The organism is Leeuwenhoekiella palythoae, assembly GCF_900130045.1.
GTDB classification, from domain to species: Bacteria; Bacteroidota; Bacteroidia; order Flavobacteriales; family Flavobacteriaceae; genus Leeuwenhoekiella; species Leeuwenhoekiella palythoae.
In genome coordinates this window covers 349,846-373,868 of the sequence record NZ_FQXT01000004.1, presented here as the reverse complement: position 1 = coordinate 373,868, position 24,023 = coordinate 349,846, and the positions used below count along the sequence as shown (strand labels likewise).

At 39.6% G+C, this 24,023-nt stretch carries 18 protein-coding genes; 4 read left to right on the top strand and 14 right to left on the bottom strand.

Going from position 1 to position 24,023, the window contains the following annotated elements:
* Positions 1–284 precede the first annotated feature (284 nt).
* Positions 285–3,311: a SusC/RagA family TonB-linked outer membrane protein gene (locus tag BUA96_RS12020; RefSeq protein ID WP_072983400.1), complete on the top strand. Its 3,027-nt coding sequence runs from the start codon at positions 285–287 to the stop codon at positions 3,309–3,311.
* 10 nt (positions 3,312–3,321) lie between these two features.
* Complete coding sequence (locus BUA96_RS12015) at positions 3,322–4,686, top strand: RagB/SusD family nutrient uptake outer membrane protein (protein WP_072983398.1); 1,365 nt, start codon at positions 3,322–3,324, stop codon at positions 4,684–4,686.
* A 127-nt stretch (positions 4,687–4,813) separates the two neighbouring features.
* Here BUA96_RS12015 and BUA96_RS12010 read toward each other — a convergent pair whose 3' ends face one another.
* From BUA96_RS12010 to BUA96_RS11960, 11 genes are all read right to left on the bottom strand, one after another.
* Positions 4,814–5,593: an ABC transporter substrate-binding protein gene (locus BUA96_RS12010; protein WP_072983396.1), complete on the bottom strand. Its 780-nt coding sequence runs from the start codon at positions 5,591–5,593 to the stop codon at positions 4,814–4,816.
* A gap of 17 nt (positions 5,594–5,610) precedes the next feature.
* Positions 5,611–6,432 (bottom strand): orotidine-5'-phosphate decarboxylase, encoded by an 822-nt coding sequence (gene pyrF, locus BUA96_RS12005; RefSeq protein WP_072983394.1) that lies wholly within the window; start codon positions 6,430–6,432, stop codon positions 5,611–5,613.
* Positions 6,433–6,459: 27 nt separating this feature from the next.
* Positions 6,460–7,536: a peptide chain release factor 1 gene (gene prfA / locus BUA96_RS12000; RefSeq protein ID WP_072983865.1), complete on the bottom strand. Its 1,077-nt coding sequence runs from the start codon at positions 7,534–7,536 to the stop codon at positions 6,460–6,462.
* A gap of 125 nt (positions 7,537–7,661) precedes the next feature.
* Complete coding sequence (locus BUA96_RS11995; RefSeq protein WP_072983392.1) at positions 7,662–8,396, bottom strand: hypothetical protein; 735 nt, start codon at positions 8,394–8,396, stop codon at positions 7,662–7,664.
* 161 nt (positions 8,397–8,557) lie between these two features.
* Positions 8,558–9,091, bottom strand: coding sequence for a hypothetical protein (locus tag BUA96_RS11990; protein WP_139248998.1), 534 nt, complete (start codon positions 9,089–9,091; stop codon positions 8,558–8,560).
* Positions 9,092–9,490: 399 nt separating this feature from the next.
* On the bottom strand, positions 9,491–11,692 hold the full coding sequence (locus tag BUA96_RS11985; protein WP_072983389.1) for a PepSY domain-containing protein: 2,202 nt from the start codon (positions 11,690–11,692) through the stop codon (positions 9,491–9,493).
* 7 nt (positions 11,693–11,699) lie between these two features.
* Positions 11,700–12,185, bottom strand: a complete 486-nt coding sequence (locus BUA96_RS11980; RefSeq protein WP_072983387.1) for a DUF2271 domain-containing protein — start codon at positions 12,183–12,185, stop codon at positions 11,700–11,702.
* Positions 12,186–12,206: 21 nt separating this feature from the next.
* Positions 12,207–13,706, bottom strand: a complete 1,500-nt coding sequence (locus tag BUA96_RS11975) for an ankyrin repeat domain-containing protein (protein ID WP_072983385.1) — start codon at positions 13,704–13,706, stop codon at positions 12,207–12,209.
* Positions 13,707–13,751: 45 nt separating this feature from the next.
* Positions 13,752–14,594, bottom strand: coding sequence for an alpha/beta hydrolase (locus BUA96_RS11970; protein WP_072983383.1), 843 nt, complete (start codon positions 14,592–14,594; stop codon positions 13,752–13,754).
* A gap of 78 nt (positions 14,595–14,672) precedes the next feature.
* The gene (locus BUA96_RS11965; RefSeq protein ID WP_072983381.1) at positions 14,673–15,932 is read right to left on the bottom strand and encodes a DUF4374 domain-containing protein; all 1,260 of its coding nucleotides are present in this window, start codon (positions 15,930–15,932) and stop codon (positions 14,673–14,675) included.
* Between the two features lie 12 nt (positions 15,933–15,944).
* Positions 15,945–18,299: a TonB-dependent receptor gene (locus tag BUA96_RS11960; RefSeq protein WP_072983379.1), complete on the bottom strand. Its 2,355-nt coding sequence runs from the start codon at positions 18,297–18,299 to the stop codon at positions 15,945–15,947.
* 123 nt (positions 18,300–18,422) lie between these two features.
* On the opposite strand from BUA96_RS11960, the gene BUA96_RS11955 reads away from it, so the two are divergent.
* Entirely contained in the window at positions 18,423–19,400 is a 978-nt protein-coding gene (locus tag BUA96_RS11955) for an AraC family transcriptional regulator (protein ID WP_072983377.1), read from the top strand.
* Between the two features lie 126 nt (positions 19,401–19,526).
* On the opposite strand, the gene BUA96_RS11950 is transcribed toward BUA96_RS11955, so the two are convergent.
* Together BUA96_RS11950 and BUA96_RS11945 are read right to left on the bottom strand one after the other, a co-directional pair.
* Entirely contained in the window at positions 19,527–20,156 is a 630-nt protein-coding gene (locus BUA96_RS11950) for an HmuY family protein (RefSeq protein ID WP_072983375.1), read from the bottom strand.
* A gap of 6 nt (positions 20,157–20,162) precedes the next feature.
* The gene (locus tag BUA96_RS11945) at positions 20,163–22,241 is read right to left on the bottom strand and encodes a TonB-dependent receptor plug domain-containing protein (RefSeq protein ID WP_072983373.1); all 2,079 of its coding nucleotides are present in this window, start codon (positions 22,239–22,241) and stop codon (positions 20,163–20,165) included.
* A 96-nt stretch (positions 22,242–22,337) separates the two neighbouring features.
* Here BUA96_RS11945 and BUA96_RS11940 point away from each other — a divergent pair, with 96 nt between their 5' ends.
* A complete protein-coding gene (locus BUA96_RS11940; RefSeq protein WP_072983371.1) occupies positions 22,338–23,228 on the top strand; it encodes a DUF6607 family protein in 891 nt (296 codons plus the stop codon).
* 290 nt (positions 23,229–23,518) lie between these two features.
* On the opposite strand, the gene BUA96_RS11935 is transcribed toward BUA96_RS11940, so the two are convergent.
* Positions 23,519–24,007 carry a DUF2271 domain-containing protein gene (locus tag BUA96_RS11935; RefSeq protein WP_084673142.1) on the bottom strand — a complete coding sequence of 163 codons (489 nt, stop codon included), beginning with the start codon at positions 24,005–24,007 and terminating at the stop codon, positions 23,519–23,521.
* Between the last annotated feature and the right edge of the window lie 16 nt (positions 24,008–24,023).

Genomic DNA, 24,023 nt, shown 5'->3' with positions numbered 1-24,023 from the left:
TCGGCAAAATCTACTTGCTATAAAGTAAATAACAACCATCTATTTTTACCAAATTTTCATTTTAAGGTTTCAAACCATTATAAAAATTCAGACTTTCGCAAATTTCCAAATTCTCACAATATTTCAAACTGACGCATTCTGTGTTAAATTAACCTAATTTAACGTTTTTAAGGGGCTTATTACAATATTTTAGCATCGCATAATGACAATTTCACTCCTCCCCTAAAAGTTTTCACTTCATTTTTAGGCTTGGTACGCGAAATTATAATCTTAAACCCTTTAATATGAAGAATAGAAAATTACTATTTTCTTTTAGCATCTTAATGATGCTTACCTGCTACTTTTCTTTTGCTCAGTCCAAAACAGTTTCAGGTACCGTAACCGACGATCAGGGCTTACCCTTACCTGGCGTAAACATCACCATTCAAGGCACCACGACCGGAACACAAACCGATTTTGATGGAAATTATTCCATTAGTGCTGCAGAAGGTGAAACCCTTGTTTTTTCCTATTTAGGCTTTCAAAATCAACAAGTGATCATCACGGCTACCTCAACCTACAATGTTACGATGGCAGCTAGCACAGATGAACTAGACGAAGTACTTGTGGTAGGATATGGTACTCAGAGCAAGCGTACTTTAACAGACAACATTGTTAAGCTTAGTGCTGAAGACATTGATGAAGTTCCGGTTTCTAACTTCCAGAGTGCTTTAGTAGGTAAAGCTGCCGGTGTACAAATCACTCAAACTAACGGTAAAGTTGAAGGTGGTTTAAATATACGCGTTAGAGGTGCTACCAGTATTTCAGCCGGAACACAACCTCTTTATGTATTAGACGGGATACCGCTATACAATGCAAACGAGTCCAACAATGGCGCTCCTACCAACCCCTTATTATCGATTAGCCCTAATGAAATTGAGTCTATCGAAATTTTAAAGGATGCTTCTTCTGCTGCGATTTATGGTTCACGAGGAGCAAACGGTGTTGTAATCATCACCACTAAAACCGGTAAAGAAGGTAAAGCTGAATTTTCGGTGAATTTAAGCCACGGATTAAGCGAGCCTACAAACACGAGAGATTGGTTAAGCTCAGCACAATATATTGAGTTATTTACAGAGGCTGCTATCAATGCAGTAGGAACTTCTTTTGCTGATGAAGCTTCTGCTATTGAATATATTGAAGGTACTTTTGACTTTCTAGCTGCGGGCACTGATTGGAGAAATGGTGCTGTTGATACAGATTGGCAAGATCTTGCTTTTCAAAATGGTTATGTATCTGATGCCGATTTCTCAATGAGCGGCGGAAATGCGAAAACTTCGTATTTCTTCTCAGGATCTTTAAATGAAACCAGAGGTATTATTCGTGGAAACGAATTAAGACGTTTTAATGGTCGTACCAATATCACTCATAAGTTTAGCGATCGTTTTAACATAGGTATGAACTTGAGCTATTCACGTTCAGATATTGATCGTATCGCCAATGACAATGCTTTTGTGACACCGCTTCAGGCCATTGCACAACCGCATATTTCCCCGGCGTACAATGAAGATGGCACTCCTAATGCAAACACGATTTACCCTAACTTCTTACTTCAAGAAGAAAATGCATTTTACAACACCATCATACGCAGAGTAAATGGGCGTACTTTTGGTGATTACGAGATTTTAGACGGCTTAAAGATTAACGGAAACTTTGCTTACGATCTTTATTACCAGACCGAAGATAACTTTACCGGTAGAAATGCACCATTTCAATCAACCAACGGCGAAGTATTTGCGAGCAGTGTAAATGCTGAAAACTACATTGTATCAGGATTTTTAAGCTATGATAAGCAATTGGGAGATTTACATACGTTAGGGCTTGTTGCCGGTACAGAACTTAATGAAACAACCCGAAGATACGAGAGTGTTACTGCAAACCAGTTTCCATCTGATGATTTTCAAACCGTAGACGGCGGGGCAGATATTGTTGCTGGTAGCGGTAACCGCTCGGCAAACGCGTTCTTTTCTTTATTTGCGCGAGCTACTTATGACTACGCTAATAAATACCTATTGAAGGCTAGTATTAGACGCGATGGCTCCTCTAGATTTGGCGCAAACGAGCGCTACGGAGTATTCCCTGCTTTTTCTGCAGGATGGGTGATTTCAGAAGAAAGCTTTTTGCAAGACTCACAAACCTTATCTTACTTAAAACTACGCGGTAGCTGGGGTAAAACCGGTAACGCAGATATTGGTAATTTCCCTTCTAGATATTTATTTGGTGCGATTTCGTATAACCAGCGTCCCGGTATTTCATTAAGCCAACCGGGTAATCCAGATTTAACTTGGGAAACCACCACTCAAACTGACTTCGGTATTGAATTCGGCTTCTTAAATGGAAGAATCTCAGGAGAGGTAGATTACTATCACAAAAATACTGACGGGCTATTATTCAACGTTCCTCTGATCCCTAGTTCTGGAGCTTCAAGCATCAGCAGCAATATTGGTGAACTTGAAAATAAAGGTTTTGAATTTGTATTGAATGCAGATATCATTCAGACCGAAGGTTTTCAGTGGAGCACAAGTTTTAATGCTGCATACAACAAAAACGAGATCCTTTCATTACCTAATAACAACAATGATATTGTAAGCGGTCAAAACATTCAGCGTGTAGGAGAACCCGTAAATGCATTTTATATGTATGAGTACGCAGGTGTAGATCCCGACAATGGAGATGGCTTGTACTACATCAACAGCACAAACGAAGACGGAAGTTTAAACCGAGAAACTACCAACAACCCTAACGAGGCAAATCGTGTGGTTGTGGGGAATCCGTTTCCTGAATGGTATGGAGGTATCACCAACACCATCAACTTTATGAATGTAGATTTATCATTTACATTTCAAGGAGAATTTGGTTCGGCTATTTATAACGGTGGTGGCCGTTTTCAATCAGCCAGTGCAGATTATTTTGACAACCAAACGCTGGACCAATATACAGACAGATGGCAGCAACCGGGTGATATAACAGATGTTCCGCAAGCACGTTTATTTGGCGGAAACGGAACTGCACAATCTACCCGCTATTTAGATGAAAATGATTTCATCAGATTACGTAATGCTACCTTAGGATATACCATCCCGGATGAAGTGATAGAACGTTACGGATTTACCAAAATACGCGTTTATGTTACTGGCGTTAATTTATTGACCATCACAGATTATGAAGGTTACGATCCTGAAGCTCGAAGCGATGCAGGTGGTGTAGGCCAAGCTTTTTACTCGGTACCGCCGGCAAGAACATTTTCTGTAGGACTTAACGTGAAATTTTAAAAAACAGACTATGAATAATTTATATAAATTTTCAATATTAATGTTTATCGCAGTTTTTACGTTTAGCTGCGATGACAATCTCGAAATTGATCCCGAACAAAGTATTGACGGATCTCAGGCTTTAAATTCTGAACAAAATATTGCCGCTCTTTTATTAGGAGTTTACGAAGAAGCAGGTCAAGGTGTAAGTTTTGGCGGAGATATACAGATAATGGCAGATTTGCTTGGAGCTTCTGACCAGATTAGCTGGTTTGGAACCTTTCTTGCGCCGCGCCAATTGATTCAAAAGAGTCTTTTAGTAGACAATACTTTTGTGCGTGACACGTGGTTTAATAATTACGAAACCATCAATCAAACCAATCTGATAATCGATAATCTAGACGTGATCACCAGTAGTGATGCTTATCGTGCCCAAATAGAGGGCGAAGCAAAATTCTTAAGAGCGATGAGCTATTTTGAATTGGTGCGACTTTGGGGACTGCCTTACGAAGCAGGAACTACAAACAGTCAGCCTGGTGTTCCTTTGCGTTTAATTGGCTACGAAGATTATTCTCAACCCTTGCCTGCAGAACGCGCTAGTGTAGAAGAAATTTATGCGCAAGTTTTAAGCGATCTAGAAGACGCCTACACCAATTTACCGGCATCAAATGACATATTTGCTGATCGATATGCTGCTCAGGCGTTACGCGCAAGAGTCTATCTACAAATGCAAAATTATGCTGCTGCCAGAGATGCTGCCAATGATGTTATTGAAAATAGCGGAGCTTCACTTACCGGAAGCTTTGCTGACGCATTCAACAACGACGCTGATTCTTCTGAAGATCTATTTGACTTTCAAGTAACCAATCAAACAGGAAATAGTGACCTAATCACCTTTTATGCTTCTCAAGACAATGGTGGTCGTGGTGGTGACATCGTGCTAAATCCTGCGTATTTTGCGCTATTTCCAGATGCTGATGATGAGCGTGCAAACTTTACTTACATAGGTGATTATGGTGATAACCTAACCGGAAAATACACCAATCAGTTTGCTAACATCGCCATATTCAGACTTGCTGAAATGTACTTAATTCGTGCTGAAGGCAACATTATGGAGAATACGGCGGTAGGACAAACTCCGGCAGAAGATGTAAACTTATTGCGTTTAAGAGCAGGCGCCGAAACTGTTAGTGCTCCATTAACACAAGAAGATATTCTTTTAGAGCGTCAATTAGAATTGGCTTTTGAAGGTTTCTTGCTTCACGATTTAAAACGCACACAAAATGACGTAGACGGCTTGCCGTATAACGACCCTAGTTTGGTATTACCTATTCCGCAAAATGAAATGGACACCAATGATCTAATTGGAGATAATAACCCGGGTTATGGTTCTTAACCTTCTTGATTATAAATAACACGAAGCCGCCCAATTGGGCGGCTTTTTTTATCAGCACTTCCTAAGATTTAGCCCTAGACTTGACGTGAAATTCTAAGTTGATTTCAACTAAAAATTTTAAGCCGGCTTAATGCATCTCGAGCAGCAAACGCTCAAAATAATCAAAAGCTTTTAGAAGCCTACTTCCATACCAACTGAAATATTCGCCGTCTACACAAAGTATTTGTGCTTCTAATTCGCTTTCAAATTCAGCTTTATGCTTTTCAGAAAAAGGAAACGGCTCTGAAGCGAGCAATACAAAATCTGCTTTTTTAAGCAATTCTAAATCTACTTCAGGATATCGTGAATCCTGCTCAATGATCACATTATTAAACTTACAAGCTTCCAAGAGAATATTTATAAAGGTGGCTCTTCCGGCAGCCATTAAAGGATTCCTCCAGATAAGGTAAAGCACGTTACGAGTAGGCGCAGCAGCCACACCTTTTCTAAATTGAGCAAACCGATTTTTAACAGCGCTATTTAAAGCTTTGGCTTTAGGTTGGCAATTTAAGAGCACTCCCAGATTACTAACCAAAGTGTAAAAAGCATCAAAGTCATTGATATCTGACACATAAACCGGAGCGATTTGTTCACAAGCCGCAACAATTTCTTGTGTGTTTTCTTCCTTATTGCAAAGAATAAAATCAGGCTTCAGAGCTTTGATACGATCTATATGTATAGACTTGGTACCGCCCACTACAGTCTTTTGATCTTTGAGATTTTCAGGATGCACACAAAATTTAGTCACACCACATAATTGATCGCTCAAACCTAAATCTACCAATAATTCAGTGAGACTAGGAACGAGACAAACAATACGTTTAGGAGTGTTTTTGAGATTTATTTCACGACCTAATTGATCTACCATAGGTCAAAAATACAGGTTTAGCTGAGTTTTGCCAGATGCGATGCCATTTGCTTTTGAAGACGTTCCGCTTCGGTAGCTGCTGCTTGAGCAAAATCTTCCGAAGTAGAAGCATAGATAATTCCGCGGGAAGAATTGATGAGCAGTCCGGCGTTACTATTCATTCCATATTTAAAAACCTCATCCATACTTCCGCCTTGCGCACCTACGCCCGGAACTAGCAAAAAGGCATTAGGAATAATATTACGAATTTCTGCCAGATATTCAGCCTTTGTTGCACCTACCACATACATCAAGCGCTCACTGTGCTCCCAAGTGGTTGATGTCGCAATAACTTTTTTATAGAGCTCAGTCCCTTCAATTGTCTGCGTTTGAAAATCGAATGCACCGGGATTAGACGTGAGCGCCAGCATTATGGTGAATTTCTCTTCAAAAGCCAGAAAAGGCTCTATGGAATCTTTGCCCATATAGGGTGCTGTAGTCACTGAATCAAAACCTAGATCTTCAAAAAAAGCTTTCGCATATCTACTTGAAGTATTCCCAATATCTCCGCGTTTTGCATCAGCAATAGTGAAAATATCAGGATGCTTCTCATTTAAATAATTTATCGTTTTTTCTAACGACTCCCAGCCTTTTAAACCATACGCCTCGTAAAACGCAGTATTAGGTTTATAAGCAACGGTAAAAGAATGTGTAGCATCAATGATCGCTTTGTTGAACGCAAAAATAGGATCTTCTTCCTTGAGCAGGTGTTTTGGGATTTTATCAAGATCTGTGTCAAGACCTACACATAAAACAGACTGCTTTTTTTTGATTTGCTCAACAAGGGTATTGATGTTCAAAACTATGGATTTTATTAATTTGGAAAATTAAATTTGATCTCCGCCTTCGGCTAATTTTTCAGTGTTGCTTACAAGCTGAAGTTCGTCTATTATCTTTTGAATATCTCCATCAATAATATTAGCCAAATCATAAAGCGTTAAGTTAATACGGTGATCAGTAACTCTTCCTTGCGGGTAGTTATAGGTACGTATTTTTGCACTTCGGTCACCACTGGTTACCATCGAACCACGCTTTGCTGCATCTTCTTCCTGCTTTTTAGCAAGCTCTAAGTCATATAGACGCGAACGCAATACTTTAAATGCTTTTTCTTTGTTCTTATGCTGTGATTTTTGATCTTGACATTGCGCCACCAAACCGGTTGGTTCGTGTGTTAAACGCACAGCAGAATACGTCGTGTTTACCGACTGACCACCTGGACCAGACGAACAGAAATAATCTATACGTACATCTTTAGGATCAATTTCTACATCAAACTCTTCAGCCTCCGGAAAAACCATAACGGTAGCCGCACTGGTATGTACACGACCTTGTGTTTCAGTTTGCGGCACACGCTGCACGCGATGCACTCCGGCCTCAAAACGTAAAGTTCCGTAAACATCTTCACCGGTTACCTCCACCTGAATTTCTTTATAACCACCGCTGGTACCTTCGCTGTAGTCAATCGTACTGGTTCTCCAGCCTTTGCTCTCGCAATATTTCATATACATACGATACAGGTCCCCGGCAAAAATACTTGCCTCGTCCCCACCGGTTCCTGCTCTAATTTCCATAACGGCATTTTTAGCATCTTCCGGATCTTTAGGCACCAACATGAAACGTATTTTTTCTTCCAAAGCAGGCATAGCCTCTTTAGCTTCTTCAAGCTGAAGTTTTGCCATTTCGGTCATTTCAGGATCACTTCCATCGGCAATAATTTCTTCGGCTTCTTCAATACGCTGCGTATGCTTAATATAGTTTTCGCGCTCATCCATAAGTGCGCGTAAATCTTTGTATTCTTTATTCAGCTCTACATAGCGTTTTTGATCACTGATGATATCTGGCTGAATTATAAGGTCGCTTACTTCGTCAAAGCGTTGTTTTATAAAGTTTAATCGTTCTAGCATGAGCATTTTTAATTGCTTGCGAATTTACGTAAAAAAAAAGCGTTTTACTTTTTTTCTATTTCTGAAAAAGTCACAAAATATTTTGAGAATTTACGGACTGCTTTTGCTGGTTGTTACATCACTTATCAGCTGTTCTGAAGTTCGCGATTGAGAAGTTTAGTGTTTAATCCGTAGTGTAATAAGAGCACTAGCGCGCTAATGTAAGTCAAGCGCTCAAGATAATACATATTGTAAGAGGCTGTATAGTATGCTACAGTGAAAGCCACATCGGTAACCATCAGGTTGAAAACTAAAAACCCAAAGCATATAGAGCGTCGGCTTCCCACTCGATAATAATAGTAAAGTGCTGAAAGTAGAGTAACCACTATAAATGATCCAAAAACATAAAATATCCACAGAACGCCTGTGGATTCCAATCCCGGGGCGATAATATCTTTAAGACAGGTTATCAAGTATATAAACGCCATTGCCAATAATAACCCTACAAGAAGAGACGGAATTATAAATTCGATTTTAGCTAGTCGCCGCCATTGTTTTAACAATAAAACGCCGTAACTCAGAATGCTGAACAGAAAAAAGTAATAAGCAGCATTTCCTTGCCAGTAGAATACATAGAATACATCTCTAACAAGAAGTAAAAGTAAGATCGCCAGTACATATGTATTTCTACCTACGATGAAAAAACTATAGTAGGTCAAAAAGAACACTGTAGTTAGCAACCTGACGCTACGCATAGGAATCGTAGGCAAAAAACTAATGGCCAAAAAGTTTAGGGCCGCCAGCAAAAGTGCGTAGTACAAGAGTTTATTGAGCTGTAGGTCTTGCCGAACAATGGAATGGTGTACACGAGAATTACTCATAATATCATTTTTCGGGGAATTGTTTTTCAGTTATCGCTGATAAGCTTGGAAACATCTGGGGCGACATCCTAAGAATACCTCTGAATTGTATTCCGTGAACTTTTGATAACGCTGAAAAACGTATTAAATATACAATTTTCTGATAATCAGAAAAATAAAAATCAACGAAGCATTTTTAAATCCTTACGTTCGCGTTTGGCACCGTGAAGATTCAACCCAAAATGCGTCAACATCGCCATGCTTAAAATGAAAAATCCACGATCTACATAATATAGACTTGTGACTTTATTGTAGTAAGCTAAACACGCTGCGATATCAGACATCATAAAACCAAAAACCATAAAAGTATAAAGTAAAGAACGCGTACTATTGAGCACGTGATTATAATAAAAGGCGGCCAGAATGAGAAATATCAATGCAATACCATAGCCATAGAAGAAAATCAGTTCAGCGTGTGAATTTAAATTCGGCCGGGCTAATTCTCCCAAGGTCACTAAAATAGTAAGTGTGGCTGCTATTAAAATCAGCGCCAGAACTATGATCCAAATGCTAAAGCCATATTTGATGAAAGGCAAACGATCTAAAAAAAGAAAGAGATAGCCAAGCATTGCCGAAGCCATATACCATTCGGTTCCCCACAGGCTTTCAAAAAATTGGTAGCCCACCTCTCTGCTCATAAAAAATGCAAAGGCCATAACCAGCAATAAACCCTTTACTCGTTTATGAAACAGAAAATAGAGTACTAAGACTGCTAAGGAGATCATTCGGGTTAACCGAAAGGTTTCCAGTTCAAATGAATAGGTTGCAAAAAAGTTGACTATCAGCAATATAACTGTAAGCCATTCAAGTTTTACGACGCGTTGTGGAGAAGGCCTCAATTGGGCATATTTTAAATTTAATGCAATAAAAATAGCATTAATATCTAAAAATTAACACTTTAGAGAAAAATATCGTAAGTCCGCAATGACTTTATTCATTAATCGAAACTTAGACAGTCGCTAAAACTACTTTAAATTATGATTATATTCAAACTAGTCTCCCGCTATCGACTCTTAATTAGCGCTAAGTACAGCTGTGGAATCTAAATCAGTAACTTAGTAACAATCCATTTTTACTTGATCGCGGTTTTGGTAGTAGCTCAACGGCTTCAACTCATAGGTTTGGCAAATTTCCTGAAGTGCGGCGATCACTTCCTTTTGCATACTTATCGAACCGCAGATCATCAACACGACACCATCTTTTAACGCGTTTGCAAACCTAAGATGATCGCTTGCTATTAGGTGCTGCACGTAGATTTTATCACTACCAACACGGGAATATGCGGGAATGAATTTAGAAAGTTGCCCTTGATCTACTGCAGTATCAATTTGCGGTTTATAGAGTTCAAAACTTGCTTCGTTTCGGGCACCCCAATAGAGTATGCGTTCTTTCTTTTTGTGATTGTCGGCAAACATGCCTAAAAACGGTGCGATCCCGGTACCTGTAGCAATCATAATTGCTTTTTGGGATGACTTAAGGTGAAACTCCGGATTCTTAACGCGTACAGCATCCAATGTACACCCCACCGAAAGATCATTCAGGAAATTAGAACAAAGTCCAAATTCGTGCCGCTTAACACTCAAAAGCAATTCGCCTTTTAAATTCTTTCCTATAGAATATAAGCGCTCGTGCGCATCCTTTTCGGGATAAATTGCCAATAAATCTCCTGATTTAAATTTCAACGATTTTTCAGACTGAAGCGTTACTAAAAACGTGTCATCCGCACTGTCTTGCGCTTGGGTCTTAGCAATAACTTTAAACTTTTTAGGCTTCTTTCGAGGTTTGGTAACTGCGTTATCCCGTGGCACGTCAAGAGCAAGGCCCAAGCGTTCTCCCCATTGATCTACCCATTGATCAAAAGCCTCCCAAGATTTATTATTTATAGTATACACCCCAAGCAATTCTTGAGCACCAGAAGAAGCTTTTAAAGCATCATCAACATCAAAGGCAAACTTACAGTAGCTGGGGTACGCTAAGGATCCAAAACCTACCACGCTATAATTAAAGTCTTGACTTTGGTTATTTTTCTGAAGCTGGCTCATAAATTTAGTAGCATTCGCCGGCGGTTCGCCATCCCCATAAGTCGAAGTAAAAATTACCAAATGCTCCATTTTAGGGAACTTCTGGTACTTATCCATTTGGGTTAGGAATACCTTTTTCCCTTTATTAAGCAATTCGTTATAAAACAATCCAGCAAAAGACATCGTACTCCCCGTCTCTGAACCCACCAAAATCACGATTTCACATTGAGCCTCTTTGAATTTATTGTTGATACGGCCTTTACGTCGCATAAAGGTCATTTTGAATCCAGAATAGATAAAAAACAAAATACTTATACAAGCCGCCGCAAGCACTATTGACCACAGGACGCTTCCTCTACCAGTGTGTAAGACCGTGCTATAATGTGACATCATATTCACAAAAGGATATGGCACCTCACTAATGATCTCACCCGTGACTTGGTTAACTAAAATTTCTTTATCAGTAAGACTTATTTTATACGGGTCTTCTACATCAGGACTAAAAGGAAACTCGATGTATCGCACATCGCGGAGTGTAATATTTTGTAATGCCGGAAACTCTGCCAGAGGACGCTGCGGATCAGCAGTAATCACAGCATAATCTACGTCGTGACTGAGCACGATATCGGGTAAGATTTCAAAACGTTGCAGGGAGAGATAAACTCCGGTTAGCGTGATGATGATGATTGGTAGAAGCAGTAACCTGCCAAGATAAATATGATAATAAGAGTAAAAATTATCTTTGATTATTCGGTTGAAGAAGGCCTTGATACCTTGCTGACGTTTGATAATCAGAATCAACCCGGTAATGCTGATAAGAAAGAGTAAGAAAGATGCCAGTCCTACAAAAAAACGTCCGGTGCTTTTAAGAAATAAGCTTCGGTGCAAACTGGTGGCAAATTGAAAAACTTCAGCTTGCTTTTCAATTTCGCCTACTTTTTTTCCGCTTAACGGATTGATATAAAAATCACCGCTATCGCCATCCATACTTAGCACGGAAGCCTTTACAAAACCTGCTTCATCAATCTCTACACTCAGCACCTCATCATAAGTTGACTTAAGCGTATCTATCAATTGGGTTACCGGCAGATCTTTTTGACCTTCACTGTAATTGAGAGCAGCGTGATCAATAGGCTCAAAGGCTAAAACAATACCCGTAAGCGCGGCGAGAAGTATGAATAAAAAAGAAGATACAGCCAAAACTAAATGACTGTATCTCCAGATGGATAATATCATAAATTAATTAATTACTTGCCATCAATCGTACATATCTTATGTATCCTTTACCTGCAAATTTCCCGTTAAGGCTTGCCTGATCAAGCGGAATCATAAGATCATCCTGATAATACTTTTGATCTTCAACAGCAGTCTCAAATCTCAGTTTGTAACCACTATCTAGTTTATCCTGAGCAATTTTAAAGGAACCTATGCCACGGCCTCCAGCACCTACAGTAGCACCGGCGATTCCGTCTATATTCTCATTTTTTACCTTTTGTTGCTCCCACCATCCGGTAAGGTCAGGGTACCACTCCTCGTCATCTCCTTGCACCAAAAGCGTTTTCTCATATTCTCCCTGCGGATTGATGAGCGACACCACAACATAAGCACCTTCACCACTGTAATTAGTGATCTGAATCAGACACTTGAATGTAGTTTCTGCCGAATCATTTTTCACAAAAGAAAAAAGTGTAAAACAGAACAGTCCTAATATTAAAGTTTTAAGTCTCATAATTTTAATTGAAATGCAGGCTTATTTCAGAAAATCTAAACGCGCCTTGCTGCTGGTTAAAATTTCGTTTTCGTTAGCTAAGTCTAATACACTTTCGCCAAAATCAGTAGTCACCGTAGTATCTGCACCATTAGCCACAAGCAATTCTAAAATCGCCGTGTCATCTGCGCGTAAGGCTGCAATTTGAAGTGGCGTGCTTCCGTCTGCATCAGCTTGATTCACATCAATATCTAAAGCCAAAGCTTTTTTAGTTAATGGTAAACTGTTTTTCTTAACCGCTAGCAAAAGCATATTCTCTTGATTCTTTTGAGTTGCCGAAAAGTCAACACCTTCCTTTTGAAGCAGTGCCATTTTTGCATCAAAATCAGCCGCGCTACGGGGGTTGTAAGCGTCAACCAAGTAGGTCATTAACGTATTTCCTTTGTCGTCAACAATACTTGCATCTGCACCTTCGGCTAATAAATAACTAATTACTTCAGGAGAATTTCCTGCAACGGCCATACTCAAAGCTGAAGCACCTTCTTCATTAGTATGGTTGATATCCTCAGTTTTTGCTTCAAATAATTTTACCACTTCTAAGTCATTTCGCATAGATGCATACATCAGCGGGGTATTGCCTTCCCCATCAACCGCAGTAGGGTCAACACCTTGCGCTAAGAAATAAGAGAAGATGTCCATATCTTTATTTCTTCCGGCAAGTATATGAAGTGGGTTAGTTCCTGAAGTCGTGGTCACATTAGGATCAATACCTAAACCTTCTAGATATTTAAAAACAGAAAGTGGGCTAGAACCTCTGCGCGTACCTTGTGCCGCTGCCAAAATTGCATTTCCGCCTTCTTTATTAATTACTTTAGGGTCAATTCCTTTTTTCACAAGCTTGTTCATCAACTCCACATTTCCCGCTCGTGCCGCGTAAACAAAAGCATTGTTCCCCTCATCATCAGTATCTTGAAGCGATAATCCTTTAGATTCAAAATATTCAACCATTTTAAAATCCTTCTGACTTGGAAGGTTTAACAGAAGTGCGTTAGCTCCGTTGTGGTTTTTTTCCGTTTTAGGATCAGAACCTTTAGCGATCAAATAATCAAAAATTTGTGTATCAGTCACACCGGCATTTGCCGCAAAATTCAACACAGAGTAACCGTGATCGTCTACTAAGTCCATCTGTGCGCCTGCATCAGCAAACTTTTTTACTAAAGGATAGTTTCCGCGATAGGCTGCCCAGAAAATATAGGTTCTTCCGTCGTGAGTAAGTTTATTTACAGAATTACCATCTTGTTCAAAGAGATAATCTACAATCTCAACAGGAGCATCGTTAGTGATTGCAAGAACCACCGGATCAAAATTACTACCGTTAGGCTCTGAAGGATCATTGCCGGCAGCAACAGAAGCCTTAACATCTGCTAATGACGGGTTATTGCTCCAGAAATCTCGAGAAAGTAATTGGTTAGACTCTTGTGCACTAAGCGTTAAACCGACAAAAAGCATAAGAGCACCAAAAATATGTTGTGCTGATTTCATTATCTATTCTTTTTTAGATTAATTATAAATAGTTGGTAAATTTAATTATTTTTTGATTTTATGTCTAGGGGTACGCTGAATATTTTTGCCTTTATCTCTAAGAATATCAACCAATGCCGGTAAAATTACCGAACCGTGATTCTCATTACGATACACAAAGTTGGTATATGCGATATCATGCTTGTCAAAAATACGCGCCAGACTTGCCATTTTTGTACTGTTGTTTTTGATCCCATCTTCGTGAGCGAGATAAAAATGTATTCCGTCTCTTTCTTTTAATCGCTCTATATGGGTCTCGATTTGCTGAAGTGCTTCGCCATTATTGTACCACAAACTAGGATCGATCAAAATATATTCTGAAATTTTATCTTCAAGCGTACTGTTATACAAGGCAAAGTAACCTCCAAATGAGTGCCCAATGATCCCGAACTGCTTCACCCGAAACTCTTGCGATAAAAAGCTTAATACTTCCTCATTTAAAAATGCGGCAAACGCTTCGGCTTTCCCTGAATTCTCGCTTGTATAGCGTGTTGTTGCTTCTCCCTTCTGATCTACTGTAGATCTACTAAAGGTTAGATTGCGAGAGCGCTCCTCCATATTTGGATTCGGAATTCCGACTAGGATTGCGGGGTTTAATTTGCCGTAGCGCATTCTGTTGTCTACGAGCACGTTTGTTAGCTCAAAATACTTTTCAGCATCTAACACGATCATTACGTCATAAGCTTCCGCCGGATCATAATTAAAAGGAAGCTTGATCCACAGTTCCCGTTCTTGTTTTAAAGAAGTACTAAAAATTTGCTGTTTGTTGGTTTCAGCGTGATGCTGACTGTAACCTAAAGCATACGTAAAAAAACCAAGTAGAAACAGGACGATCTTTGAATTGTACATCTCTTAAGTATTAAAAAAAGGTCTCACAATTAAAATTAAAAGTGAGACCCTGAATGAAACTAAAAATCGACTAACGTATTATTCTTGTGGCGTTAGTTTACCAATCGCGCTGATTCCTTCGGCAACTACTTCAATACCTTCACTCATTGTTGCAGTATCTGCATTAACAATAAAGATTGTTGGATACAGGTTTGTTTCGATAGGAAAAGCTACTTCGTTATTATCTTCGTCAATGTAAGGCGCACCTATTGAAGTGATTCCTTCAGGAATACCGGTCACCCATTCAAAAGTTTGATCTACAACATTCACCACGGCAAACTTATTACGTGTAGCACTTGAGCTTGCAGTACCTGAACCTGGCTCTGTGAACATTTGTAGTACAAAAGTATTTTCGCCTACATAAAAACTGCGGTATACCGCATAACCCCCTGAAGCTGCGGTGATATCAAAGAAATAATCCTGATCAAAGGCTAAAGTTCCGTTGTTAATTTTTAAAACTCCTGAAGGCACTTCACCTTCAGCATCAATAGCCGAAGAGAACACATACACATCTCCATTTTCAACAGGCTCTACTCCTGTTTCTCCTTGCGATCTTGACTGGCCAGCAACGGCGCCGGTTCTTCCTTCATCTTCGATCACTGTTTGAAGTTCTAAAGCTTTATTGAAAACTCCCACATAGGTATGATCATTAAAATCACTATTAAATGCACTGTCGCCATTATCAGATCCTGCTTTGATAGGTCTAAAACCTAATAAAACATAATCTCCCCATTGTGCAACATCTGTAACGTAAGCATACTCGCCATTTCCGGCTAAGGCTTCGGTATCAATGGTATAAGGACCGCTTACAACCTGAGTATCGCCGTTGATGGTGTAAAAAGTAGATACCGGCTCTTCATAATTACGAGAAGAATACTGCACGTACATCAGGTTATCTACAATACCTCTACTCTGAATAGAAACATTAAGATTGATCTCATTTCGTGCCTCTACCTCTCCTGCACTGTTAAGCGCAAAAGACTGTGTAGTACCGGGGTCACCTTGGTTATACACAAAGCTATACGCAGCAATATCATTATAAAAATACCAAGAAGGTGTACCAATCACCTGAGTTGCTGTACCACCTAAAGGAGATACTGATCCTTGTGAAATATCGCTCGTGGTATTCAAATAAGAGTTCTCACTGTCTGTTGATGCGATCAGGTATTGTGCTCCGGTCTCTACAGGCGTTTCTCCCCCATCATCTACCACGGTGTCATCATCACTACACGCAGCAAGGCTCATTAGCGCGAGCACGGCTAAAGAAAATCTATTGGTTTGTTTAAAGTTGAATTTCATAGAAATTTGGTTTTAATTGAATTTATCTAAAAAGTATCTCAGCTTAACCGCAAAGCTCCTTCCGGGTTTTTGCAGGCTAAAATTGTCGTATAAGTCTTCGTTTAAAATATTTCGGCATTCTAAAGAGATGTTGTATTTACCATTTTTAAGGCTGTAGTTTACCGCCAGATCGTGTGCGATTTGTGTTGGCACTTTAATTCCGCCGTAGCTTTCATAACTGTAGTCAAACTCGTGAATGTAAAGCAGGTTATAACTCACATTCATGCGGTCTTGCTCTTGCCATAACTTGCTAAAGTAAAAGGTAAGATCTGCGTTTCCGTATAGGTACGGCATATTGGGGATGCGGTCGTTATAAATCGTGCTCACCACATCTCTCCCGGCGCGATATTTTAATTTGTTCCGAAGGTTTTGATAGGTAAAACTTCCGCCTAAAGAAAATAAACTGGCGTAGTTGTAGCGCATTTCTAGATCTACACCTCTATTTTTTACCGAAGCCTCATTGCCGGGCTGCATTACGCCGTTTGTTGGGTTAGGTACTTGACGAATAAAGTCTTTAATATCACGGTAGATAAAACTAGCATCAATATTAAACTGATGATTTTTTGCGATCAGCCAGTTGTAGTTGACACCAAAATTAAAATTGTCACTGCTCTCAGGTTTTAAATCAGGATTACCCAATTCAAAATCATTACCGGCACCAAAAAGTTCGCGTCCCGTAGGCAAGCGATACGCCTTTTCGTAAGAGGATTTAAGCTGAAGGTTTTCTAATAAAAAATACGAAGCTGCAAGGCCGTACCCGTGATCTTCTGTTGAAGCACCTAGGTTTTCAAACTCCCCAGAACCCGTAGGGTCTGCATATTGATTTACCTTGTTGTAATAGTATTTATAAAAAGACGAAATACTCAAATCATCTGTAGGCTGGTATTTATATCCCACTCCTAGAATATTCTTGATAGTCTCGCTAGGATAAGCATCGGCAGCACTAGGCTCTACTTCGTTTCTACTTTTTCTTGAAAAAAGATTGAGTACATTATTTACGGTAAACGCGTGTTTTTCGGCCAATGTATAGGTAACATTGGCATTTGCTGAACCATTTCGGTTTCTGAAATAGGTTTTAGCATAATTAAATTCTCCCGGAGCATCGGTCTCAATAAACTCGCCCAGCCAGTTATATCTTCGGTACGAATCATCAATATTTGAACTCTCCCCAAAATTATAATTAGCCGTCAGCGAAACGTTTAAATTCTCAGTAAACAAATTGCGTTTTCTATACGATAAGGTAGGCATCAAAGTCTCTGAAGTTCCGTAGCGCTGACCAAAGGCTATTTTCATATAAGCCGGATGCTGTTGCTCATCGTACTCGTCCCCGTAGGTAAAGCCGAGTAATAATTCGTCTGCATACGACGTATTAACCACCCCTACTTTAGCCATTACCGTGTAATTGCGATACATATCGTGAAAACGGCGTACCTCGCGAACATCTCCTGTAAACTGCGAAGTTTCAAGGTCAACGATCTCTGTGGTCACCTTATAATCGTTATCTGAATAGTTTTGAAAAGCGGTCAAACGCGCGGTAAATCCGGAGTCTGCGGTGTAGGCCGCATTTACAAACGACTTATGAGTATTAAAGCTTCCGAAGGAGTACGAAGCGTCAACAAAGTTTTGTTTCCCATTTTCGGTAACAATATTGATCGCACCGCCTAAAGCATCAGACCCAAAAGTGATGGGCACAACCCCTTTATACACTTCTATACGCTTGGCAAGATTTATAGGAATATTATTCAGTTGAAATGCTGAACTAAAGCCTTCCATCGGGATTCCGTCAATAAAGAATTTTACGTGCCTTCCTGTGAAACCATTCAGCATCACATTATAGTCAGATCCCACACCACCGGTTCTACGCACGCGCACTCCAGACACGCGCTCAAGTGCTTGAGAAACATCAAGCGTGGTATTGTGTAAAGGTTCTGCGTCTAAAGCCACCACATTATAAGAAGACTCCTGAACGTCACGAATTGCAGACCTTCCTTTAACCAAAACATCATCTAAAGTCATCTCAGGATCTTCTTCAAGCTGAATGTTTAAGGTTTTGGTTTCCGCAGCGCTTAGGGTAATGTTTTGCGTCTGGTCTAAATACCCCATCAAACTCACTGTAAGCTCATAGGTTCCCGGCGCGATACGCAAACGGTAATCTCCGTTGGCGTCGGCCATCGTGTAAGTAGTTGTCCCTTTTATATAAATGTAAGTTTCCGGTAGCTTCTCTCCAGTAATACTGGACACGTGGCCCTTTAACGTTGCTTTTGTGCTTTGTCCAAATGCCCAAACACTTGACAGCAGGAGGATGCTAAAAAAATAAAATTGCTTCACCTTTAGTTATAATGTATCTTCGTTATTATTATTTAAACTAAGTCCAAATAACAATTGCAAAGCTAACGTCTGACTTCAAGGGGCTTTATACGGTTTTGGAAATAAAAGTAGCGGTAAACGTATATGAAAATTCAGTCTATACTTAACGAAGATGACCTTCTGTATGAAGAAAACTTATCAAAGCTGTCTGAAGGTGAGTTGCTAGAAAAGTCTATTGAAACGCAACCTAAGCATACCGCAAGCGCCAAAGCATCGTTAAAACTTTCTCGCGATTTTTGTATCATAGATACCCGCTTTGATTTTAAAAAGCCTACGGTTGACAAGTTTAGTATATCAGGAGATTTTATAATGATCAGCTGTGTGGTACGTGGGGAATCTGTGCGCCAAAACCTCGAAAAGGATCGAAATCTAGAGTTGGGACAAGTGCATTTTTCGTACAGTAAAAAAATCAATGAACGCGTACGGATGCCACAATCAAAAACGCGATACATCTGCCTTCTTATTTCACGTACAAAGTATCTTGACCTACTTAAAAATGAATCCTGGGTGGCGCGAGATCCCTTTTACAATGCGATCAAAACCAGCAAACGCATTCCCTTAGGCACTTATAGTTTTCCGTTAGGATTTCAGATGAATCAGATTATTAGCGAAATATTGGAATGCAAGTGGGAGCACCACATTCAGCTTGAATTCATTCAGCTTAAAATAAAAGAATTGCTGCTACACGTGTTTAATATTAGTGTAGAAAATCCATCTAAAGAGGAAGCAAATCTAAGTGAACACAGTAAAGAAAAGATCGAAAAAGCAAAAGCCTACCTCACGGTCAACTATAAAAATCCGCCTACTATAAAAAAGCTTTCCCGAATTGTATTGATCAACGAAGTACACCTAAAAAGCGGATTTAAAAAGCTTTACGGCACCACCATAAAAAAGTTTGTGATAGACTTACGCATGCAAAAAGCTTATTCGTTACTGAAATCAAAATCAGTCAATGAGATCGCCGAATCTACAGGCTATAAGAGCGTGCCTCACTTTATAGCCACCTTTAAAAAATACTACGGTCAAACGCCCAAGCAGGTACTCGTACAGCAAAACCCATAAGCCGAAACTAAAATCAATTGCGCCTTGACAGCGCATTATGTTTATCGGAGATTTACGGCAATAAAAAAGCCTGCACTAGGCAGGCTTTTCCCCGATAACAATTAATTTACTGTTTACTAAATCAAATTAGAAGGTCGTAACACCTGCATTGGGTTGATACACATAATTAAACGTGTAGTAAGGCGTTGCATCTGAAAATGCGTCTGGCTCTGCCGGTGCATTCTCATAATAACTGATAATCTCAACTTTTGCGTAGAGTCCGGCTGTGGTTCTAAAAACTAAAATTTTCCCCGGAATCGGATTGATCAAGTGTGAAGGAGCACCGGTATAATTGTACCATCCGTTACCGCTGCCTGTTGCGATCGCAAAGCCCGAAGCACTATCTTGAGTGAATAAACTAGCATCTACATCAGTTACCGTACTCATTGTTCCGTCTGCAATATAAACTGCTGCGTCACCTGTACGTTCAGGTTCATCAGTAGTACCTTGCGACTCTCCGCCGTTAACAATGATTGTTGTTCCTCTAAAGGCAACGTCCCAATCAGTCTCACTAGTCGTTTCTGCTCCCGTTTCAAAATCAAATTTGGTAAAAGCTCCAGAAACCGGTTGGCCCTGCCCACCAGATTGTGGTGCGTGTAAATTGGCTACCGTTTCAGTCTCTACTTCAAGTAAAGGTGTTGCATCATCATCATTACTACAGCTTACAAAGCCAAGGATTAAAGCAATTGCTGCTAAGGTTTTAAACGTGTTCATCATTTTGTATTACAGTGTTAAGTTTAATTTTGCGAAATAAAGCCGACCGGGAATGTTGGTAACATTCTGCGTATCGGTAAAATTTAAAAGGTTGTCAATGCCTGCTCCCAGCGTAATATTTTTGTAAAGCACCTTGTTTACTGCAAAATCTACGATCGCATAGCCGTCAACAAAAGTGTCATAGTTGTCGAGATAGCCATTACCGTTGGTATCACTCAAACCGTATTTACTGCGGTAGGTCGCACGCATATTTACATCTGCTTTATACTGCGGAAGGTTGTAAAACACTTTAAAATTTGCAGTATGTCTAGAGCGATTATATAAACCGAAATAATCCTTTTTATCCAGCACAAAAGCCGAAGCATTCGCCGAAGTTCTTCCGTAAACCGTACCGGCTTCAAAAGCTTCGACAGCCTCTTTATCTTTTGCAAATAACAATTGATAGCCACCGGAAAAACTGATGTTTTTAAAAGGATTATAGGTATAGCTAAATTCTAAGCCTTGCGTAAAAGACTCGTTGACATTCACGTAGCTAAAAACGCTTTGACCATTGGTTTTTGTAGCAATAATCCGGGTGTCGATAAGGTTGTTCAAGTTATTTCTAAACAGGTTTAGGCTAGTAGTGAGTAGTTTAGAAAATTTATAATCAACACCCAGATTTATATTTACTGAAGTTTCGGGTTTTAGGCTATCATCAAATTCAGATACCGGCACAATTATATTTGCTAGTTCTCCTCTGGCTTGCATTTCGGCAATTGCGGTAGGTACTGCTTCATAACCCAGAACCGTATATCCTACCGTAGCATTTGTAAAGTCAAAATAAAGTTGTCTAAATGCGGGAGCTTTAAAACCGCTACCCACCGAAGCTTTAAACGCCAAGCTGTTATCCACTTTATATCGAGCAGCTAGCTTAGGACTCAGTTGGGACCTATACACATTGTGCATATCATATCTGGCACCGGCAATTATATTTAGATTATTCAGCAGGTGGGTATCGTATTGCACATACACGTAAGGCGCTTTAAACACCGGATCTTGACTGAAGTCCGTACGCTCTAATGACTCATACGTATATCCTATTCCGCCTATAAAATTGTGTTTATCATTAAGCGCGTAAACCGTGCGTAGTTCTGGACGCAATAAGGTTTGATCATAAAAGCTTCGGGAGTTTTCTGCACCTTCCTCATCTTGTAAATAGGATTCTGTATGGTAGTTGGTTCCATATAATTCTAAAGTCGAAGTGATCTTATCAGTAAACTGCTGAGAAAATAACACTTGACCATTCCACTCTGTGATATCACTTTCACCGGAAAGAATTTCTGAAGCCTTATACTCCTGATTTTGTGCATAAAATCTGCTAGAAAGCAACAACGAAGTAGCCTCAGAAAAGTCATATTTTCCTTTAACCTGCGCGGTATAATTAGTAAACGGTTCTACAGTTTGTAAAGAAGTAGATTCATCAAGATCATAACCATCAGAACTGTATCTATTTGCGAATAAGCTCAAGGCCAAACGCTCTTCTTTTACACCCGTGTTTAAACTAAGGTCGTGACTGTTAAGACTGCCACCTCGATAGTTGATCGCTGACTGAAAAGGCTTTTGTGGACTTTCTGTAATTATATTGATCACACCACCTAAAGCATCGCTCCCATAAAGGCTTGATGATGCACCTTTAACCACTTCAATCTGTTTGATGTTACCTACGGTGATTCGGTAAAGGTCAAGTGTCCCTGCTGAACGCCCAACTAAGGGAACGCCATCAATAAGTATCAAAATATATTGAGAATCTAAACCTTGAATTTGAATGCCCTCGCCGCCTCCATAATCAGGAACGGTAATTAACCCGGTTTGCTCTGCAAGAATATCAGATAAGCGCACTGATCCCGATTGAGCAATGGTTTCTTTAGAAATAATTTGAGCTGGCAAGGGGAGCGAACTCAATTGTCGTTGCGTTCGGGTTGCCGTAATTAAGACTTCTTCCAGCGAATCGGTTTGCTTTTCTACGGGTACCGAAGTTTGTGCCTGAACGTGATAAACGCCCAGCACCCCCACGATGAAGCATAATATACATTTGCTGTTTAGAATCATTCTTAATTATTTTCCGCCGCAAATATATATTTTATTTTTATTTAATCTAAATAATAAAAATGATTAATTTTGAATTTCTTAAAACTGATAAACTATATGAAGCCTATTTTACTTGTTAGTGCCGGCCTTATTTTAAGCACCTTTTCGGCCCAAGCGCAATCAAAAAAAGATCTTGACCGTCAAGCCATTAAAGATATGTGTGGCTGTTATGAAGTAACCTTTAAATATGCCGAAACCTTTTCACCTGACGGAAATTATGAGAAGCACGACGATTATACAGCTTCTGCTCTAGAGTGGGGCCAACTTGTTGAGGATGCAGAAAACAAGATTTCTATTCAACATTTACTTGTTATTCAAGACACCATGGTTATTAAACATTGGCGTCAAGACTGGACGTTTGAAGATCAGGATCTATTCTTCTATGACGCTAATAATACTTGGGATATCGTGAAAAAAGATGCTAGCGACGTTAAAGGTCAATGGGCACAAAAAGTGTATCAAGTTGATGACAGTCCGCGGTATTCGGGTTCTGCCACTTGGGTTCACGTAGATGGAAAAAAAGTATGGCAAAACACCACGCCGGCGCCTTTACCGCGTAGAGAGTACACTAAAAGAAGAGATTATAACATTATGGAACGCAATAATCAAGTGGCGATTACAGATTACGGGTGGCTTCACGAGCAGGATAATAAAAAAGTATTACACGCCGAAGATGCTGACGATCGCATTATAGCCGAAGAGAAAGGTTATAATATTTACGAGCAAGTTGCCGATGAGCGCTGTGCTGCAGCTCAAGCTTGGTGGAAAGAAAACGAAGCTTTATGGGCAAAAGTTAGAAAAGAATGGGATGCTGTTTTTGCATCAAATGACCGTCTTAAACTAAAAGACAAAGTAGATGGTCAACGGCTTTACAGTGTGATGTTTGCACTAGAGCCTGATGCTACTTCGGCTGATATCAAAAAAGTCATCACTGATTTTATTGAATAATTTTCCCTGAAGAGTGTTTGTTTCAGCGAGAATATTGCTGTTGAATTTTAAGGTGGTTAGTTTAGACTAATCACCTTTTTTTTTGATACACCATCGGTAATAAAATCTATGCTCTTGAGGGTTTTAATCACACTTCAGAATACTACAAATGAAAGCTTTTTAAACCAAGTAAACCAATTCGAAGATGTATTGCCATTGTACTTGCAAATAAAAAAACCTGACCACTTTCGTGATCAGGCCTACTTTCAAGATAATTGATTTCTAAAAATTCAATTATGTTTTTAGATCCGCTAATTAGGGATTAATCGCACATAGCGAATGTAACCTGTACCCTCGTAGTTTCCTTTAATAGTACTCGAAGTGAGTGCTACCTCAACATCGTTTTCATAATATTTCTGACTTTCTACAGAGGTTTCAAAGCGCAGTTTGTATCCCTTATCCAGTTTTTCTTTAGGTATTTCAAGAACACAAATAGTGCGCTCGCCTCCAGCAATAGTAGCTCCACTAATAGCATCTACCGCTTCTTTTTTCTTTTCAAAAAATGAAAACCAACTTACAAGTTCGTTATACCATTTTTCATCTTGACCCATCACATAAAGTGTTTGCTCATACGTCCCGTTCTGGTCGATTAGAGATGCTGCCATATACGCACCCTCACCTGAATAATTAGTCAATTGGATCAAACATTTTAACTTAAGTTGCTCATCTGATTTTGATCTCCAGCCTTGGGTAGCACCTAGCACAAGTACCGCAACGAGGCAACACAAAATTCTTTTCATCTTCATTCTTTGTTGT

Bases quoted from the DNA above. Each gene is read 5' to 3' on its own strand.
- BUA96_RS11955 (WP_072983377.1), top strand. From the start codon at position 18,423: ATGAAAATTCAGTCTATACTTAACGAAGATGACCTTCTGTATGAAGAA.
- BUA96_RS11990 (WP_139248998.1), bottom strand. From the start codon at position 9,091: ATGGCCTTTGCATTTTTTATGAGCAGAGAGGTGGGCTACCAATTTTTT.
- BUA96_RS11945 (WP_072983373.1), bottom strand. From the start codon at position 22,241: ATGATTCTAAACAGCAAATGTATATTATGCTTCATCGTGGGGGTGCTG.
- BUA96_RS11995 (WP_072983392.1), bottom strand. From the start codon at position 8,396: ATGAGTAATTCTCGTGTACACCATTCCATTGTTCGGCAAGACCTACAG.
- BUA96_RS12020 (WP_072983400.1), top strand. From the start codon at position 285: ATGAAGAATAGAAAATTACTATTTTCTTTTAGCATCTTAATGATGCTT.
- prfA (WP_072983865.1), bottom strand. From the start codon at position 7,536: ATGCTAGAACGATTAAACTTTATAAAACAACGCTTTGACGAAGTAAGC.
- BUA96_RS12010 (WP_072983396.1), bottom strand. From the start codon at position 5,593: ATGGTAGATCAATTAGGTCGTGAAATAAATCTCAAAAACACTCCTAAA.
- BUA96_RS11965 (WP_072983381.1), bottom strand. From the start codon at position 15,932: ATGAAATTCAACTTTAAACAAACCAATAGATTTTCTTTAGCCGTGCTC.
- BUA96_RS11975 (WP_072983385.1), bottom strand. From the start codon at position 13,706: ATGAAATCAGCACAACATATTTTTGGTGCTCTTATGCTTTTTGTCGGT.
- BUA96_RS11935 (WP_084673142.1), bottom strand. From the start codon at position 24,007: ATGAAAAGAATTTTGTGTTGCCTCGTTGCGGTACTTGTGCTAGGTGCT.
- BUA96_RS11980 (WP_072983387.1), bottom strand. From the start codon at position 12,185: ATGAGACTTAAAACTTTAATATTAGGACTGTTCTGTTTTACACTTTTT.
- BUA96_RS11950 (WP_072983375.1), bottom strand. From the start codon at position 20,156: ATGATGAACACGTTTAAAACCTTAGCAGCAATTGCTTTAATCCTTGGC.
- BUA96_RS11970 (WP_072983383.1), bottom strand. From the start codon at position 14,594: ATGTACAATTCAAAGATCGTCCTGTTTCTACTTGGTTTTTTTACGTAT.
- BUA96_RS11985 (WP_072983389.1), bottom strand. From the start codon at position 11,692: ATGATATTATCCATCTGGAGATACAGTCATTTAGTTTTGGCTGTATCT.
- BUA96_RS11940 (WP_072983371.1), top strand. From the start codon at position 22,338: ATGAAGCCTATTTTACTTGTTAGTGCCGGCCTTATTTTAAGCACCTTT.
- BUA96_RS12015 (WP_072983398.1), top strand. From the start codon at position 3,322: ATGAATAATTTATATAAATTTTCAATATTAATGTTTATCGCAGTTTTT.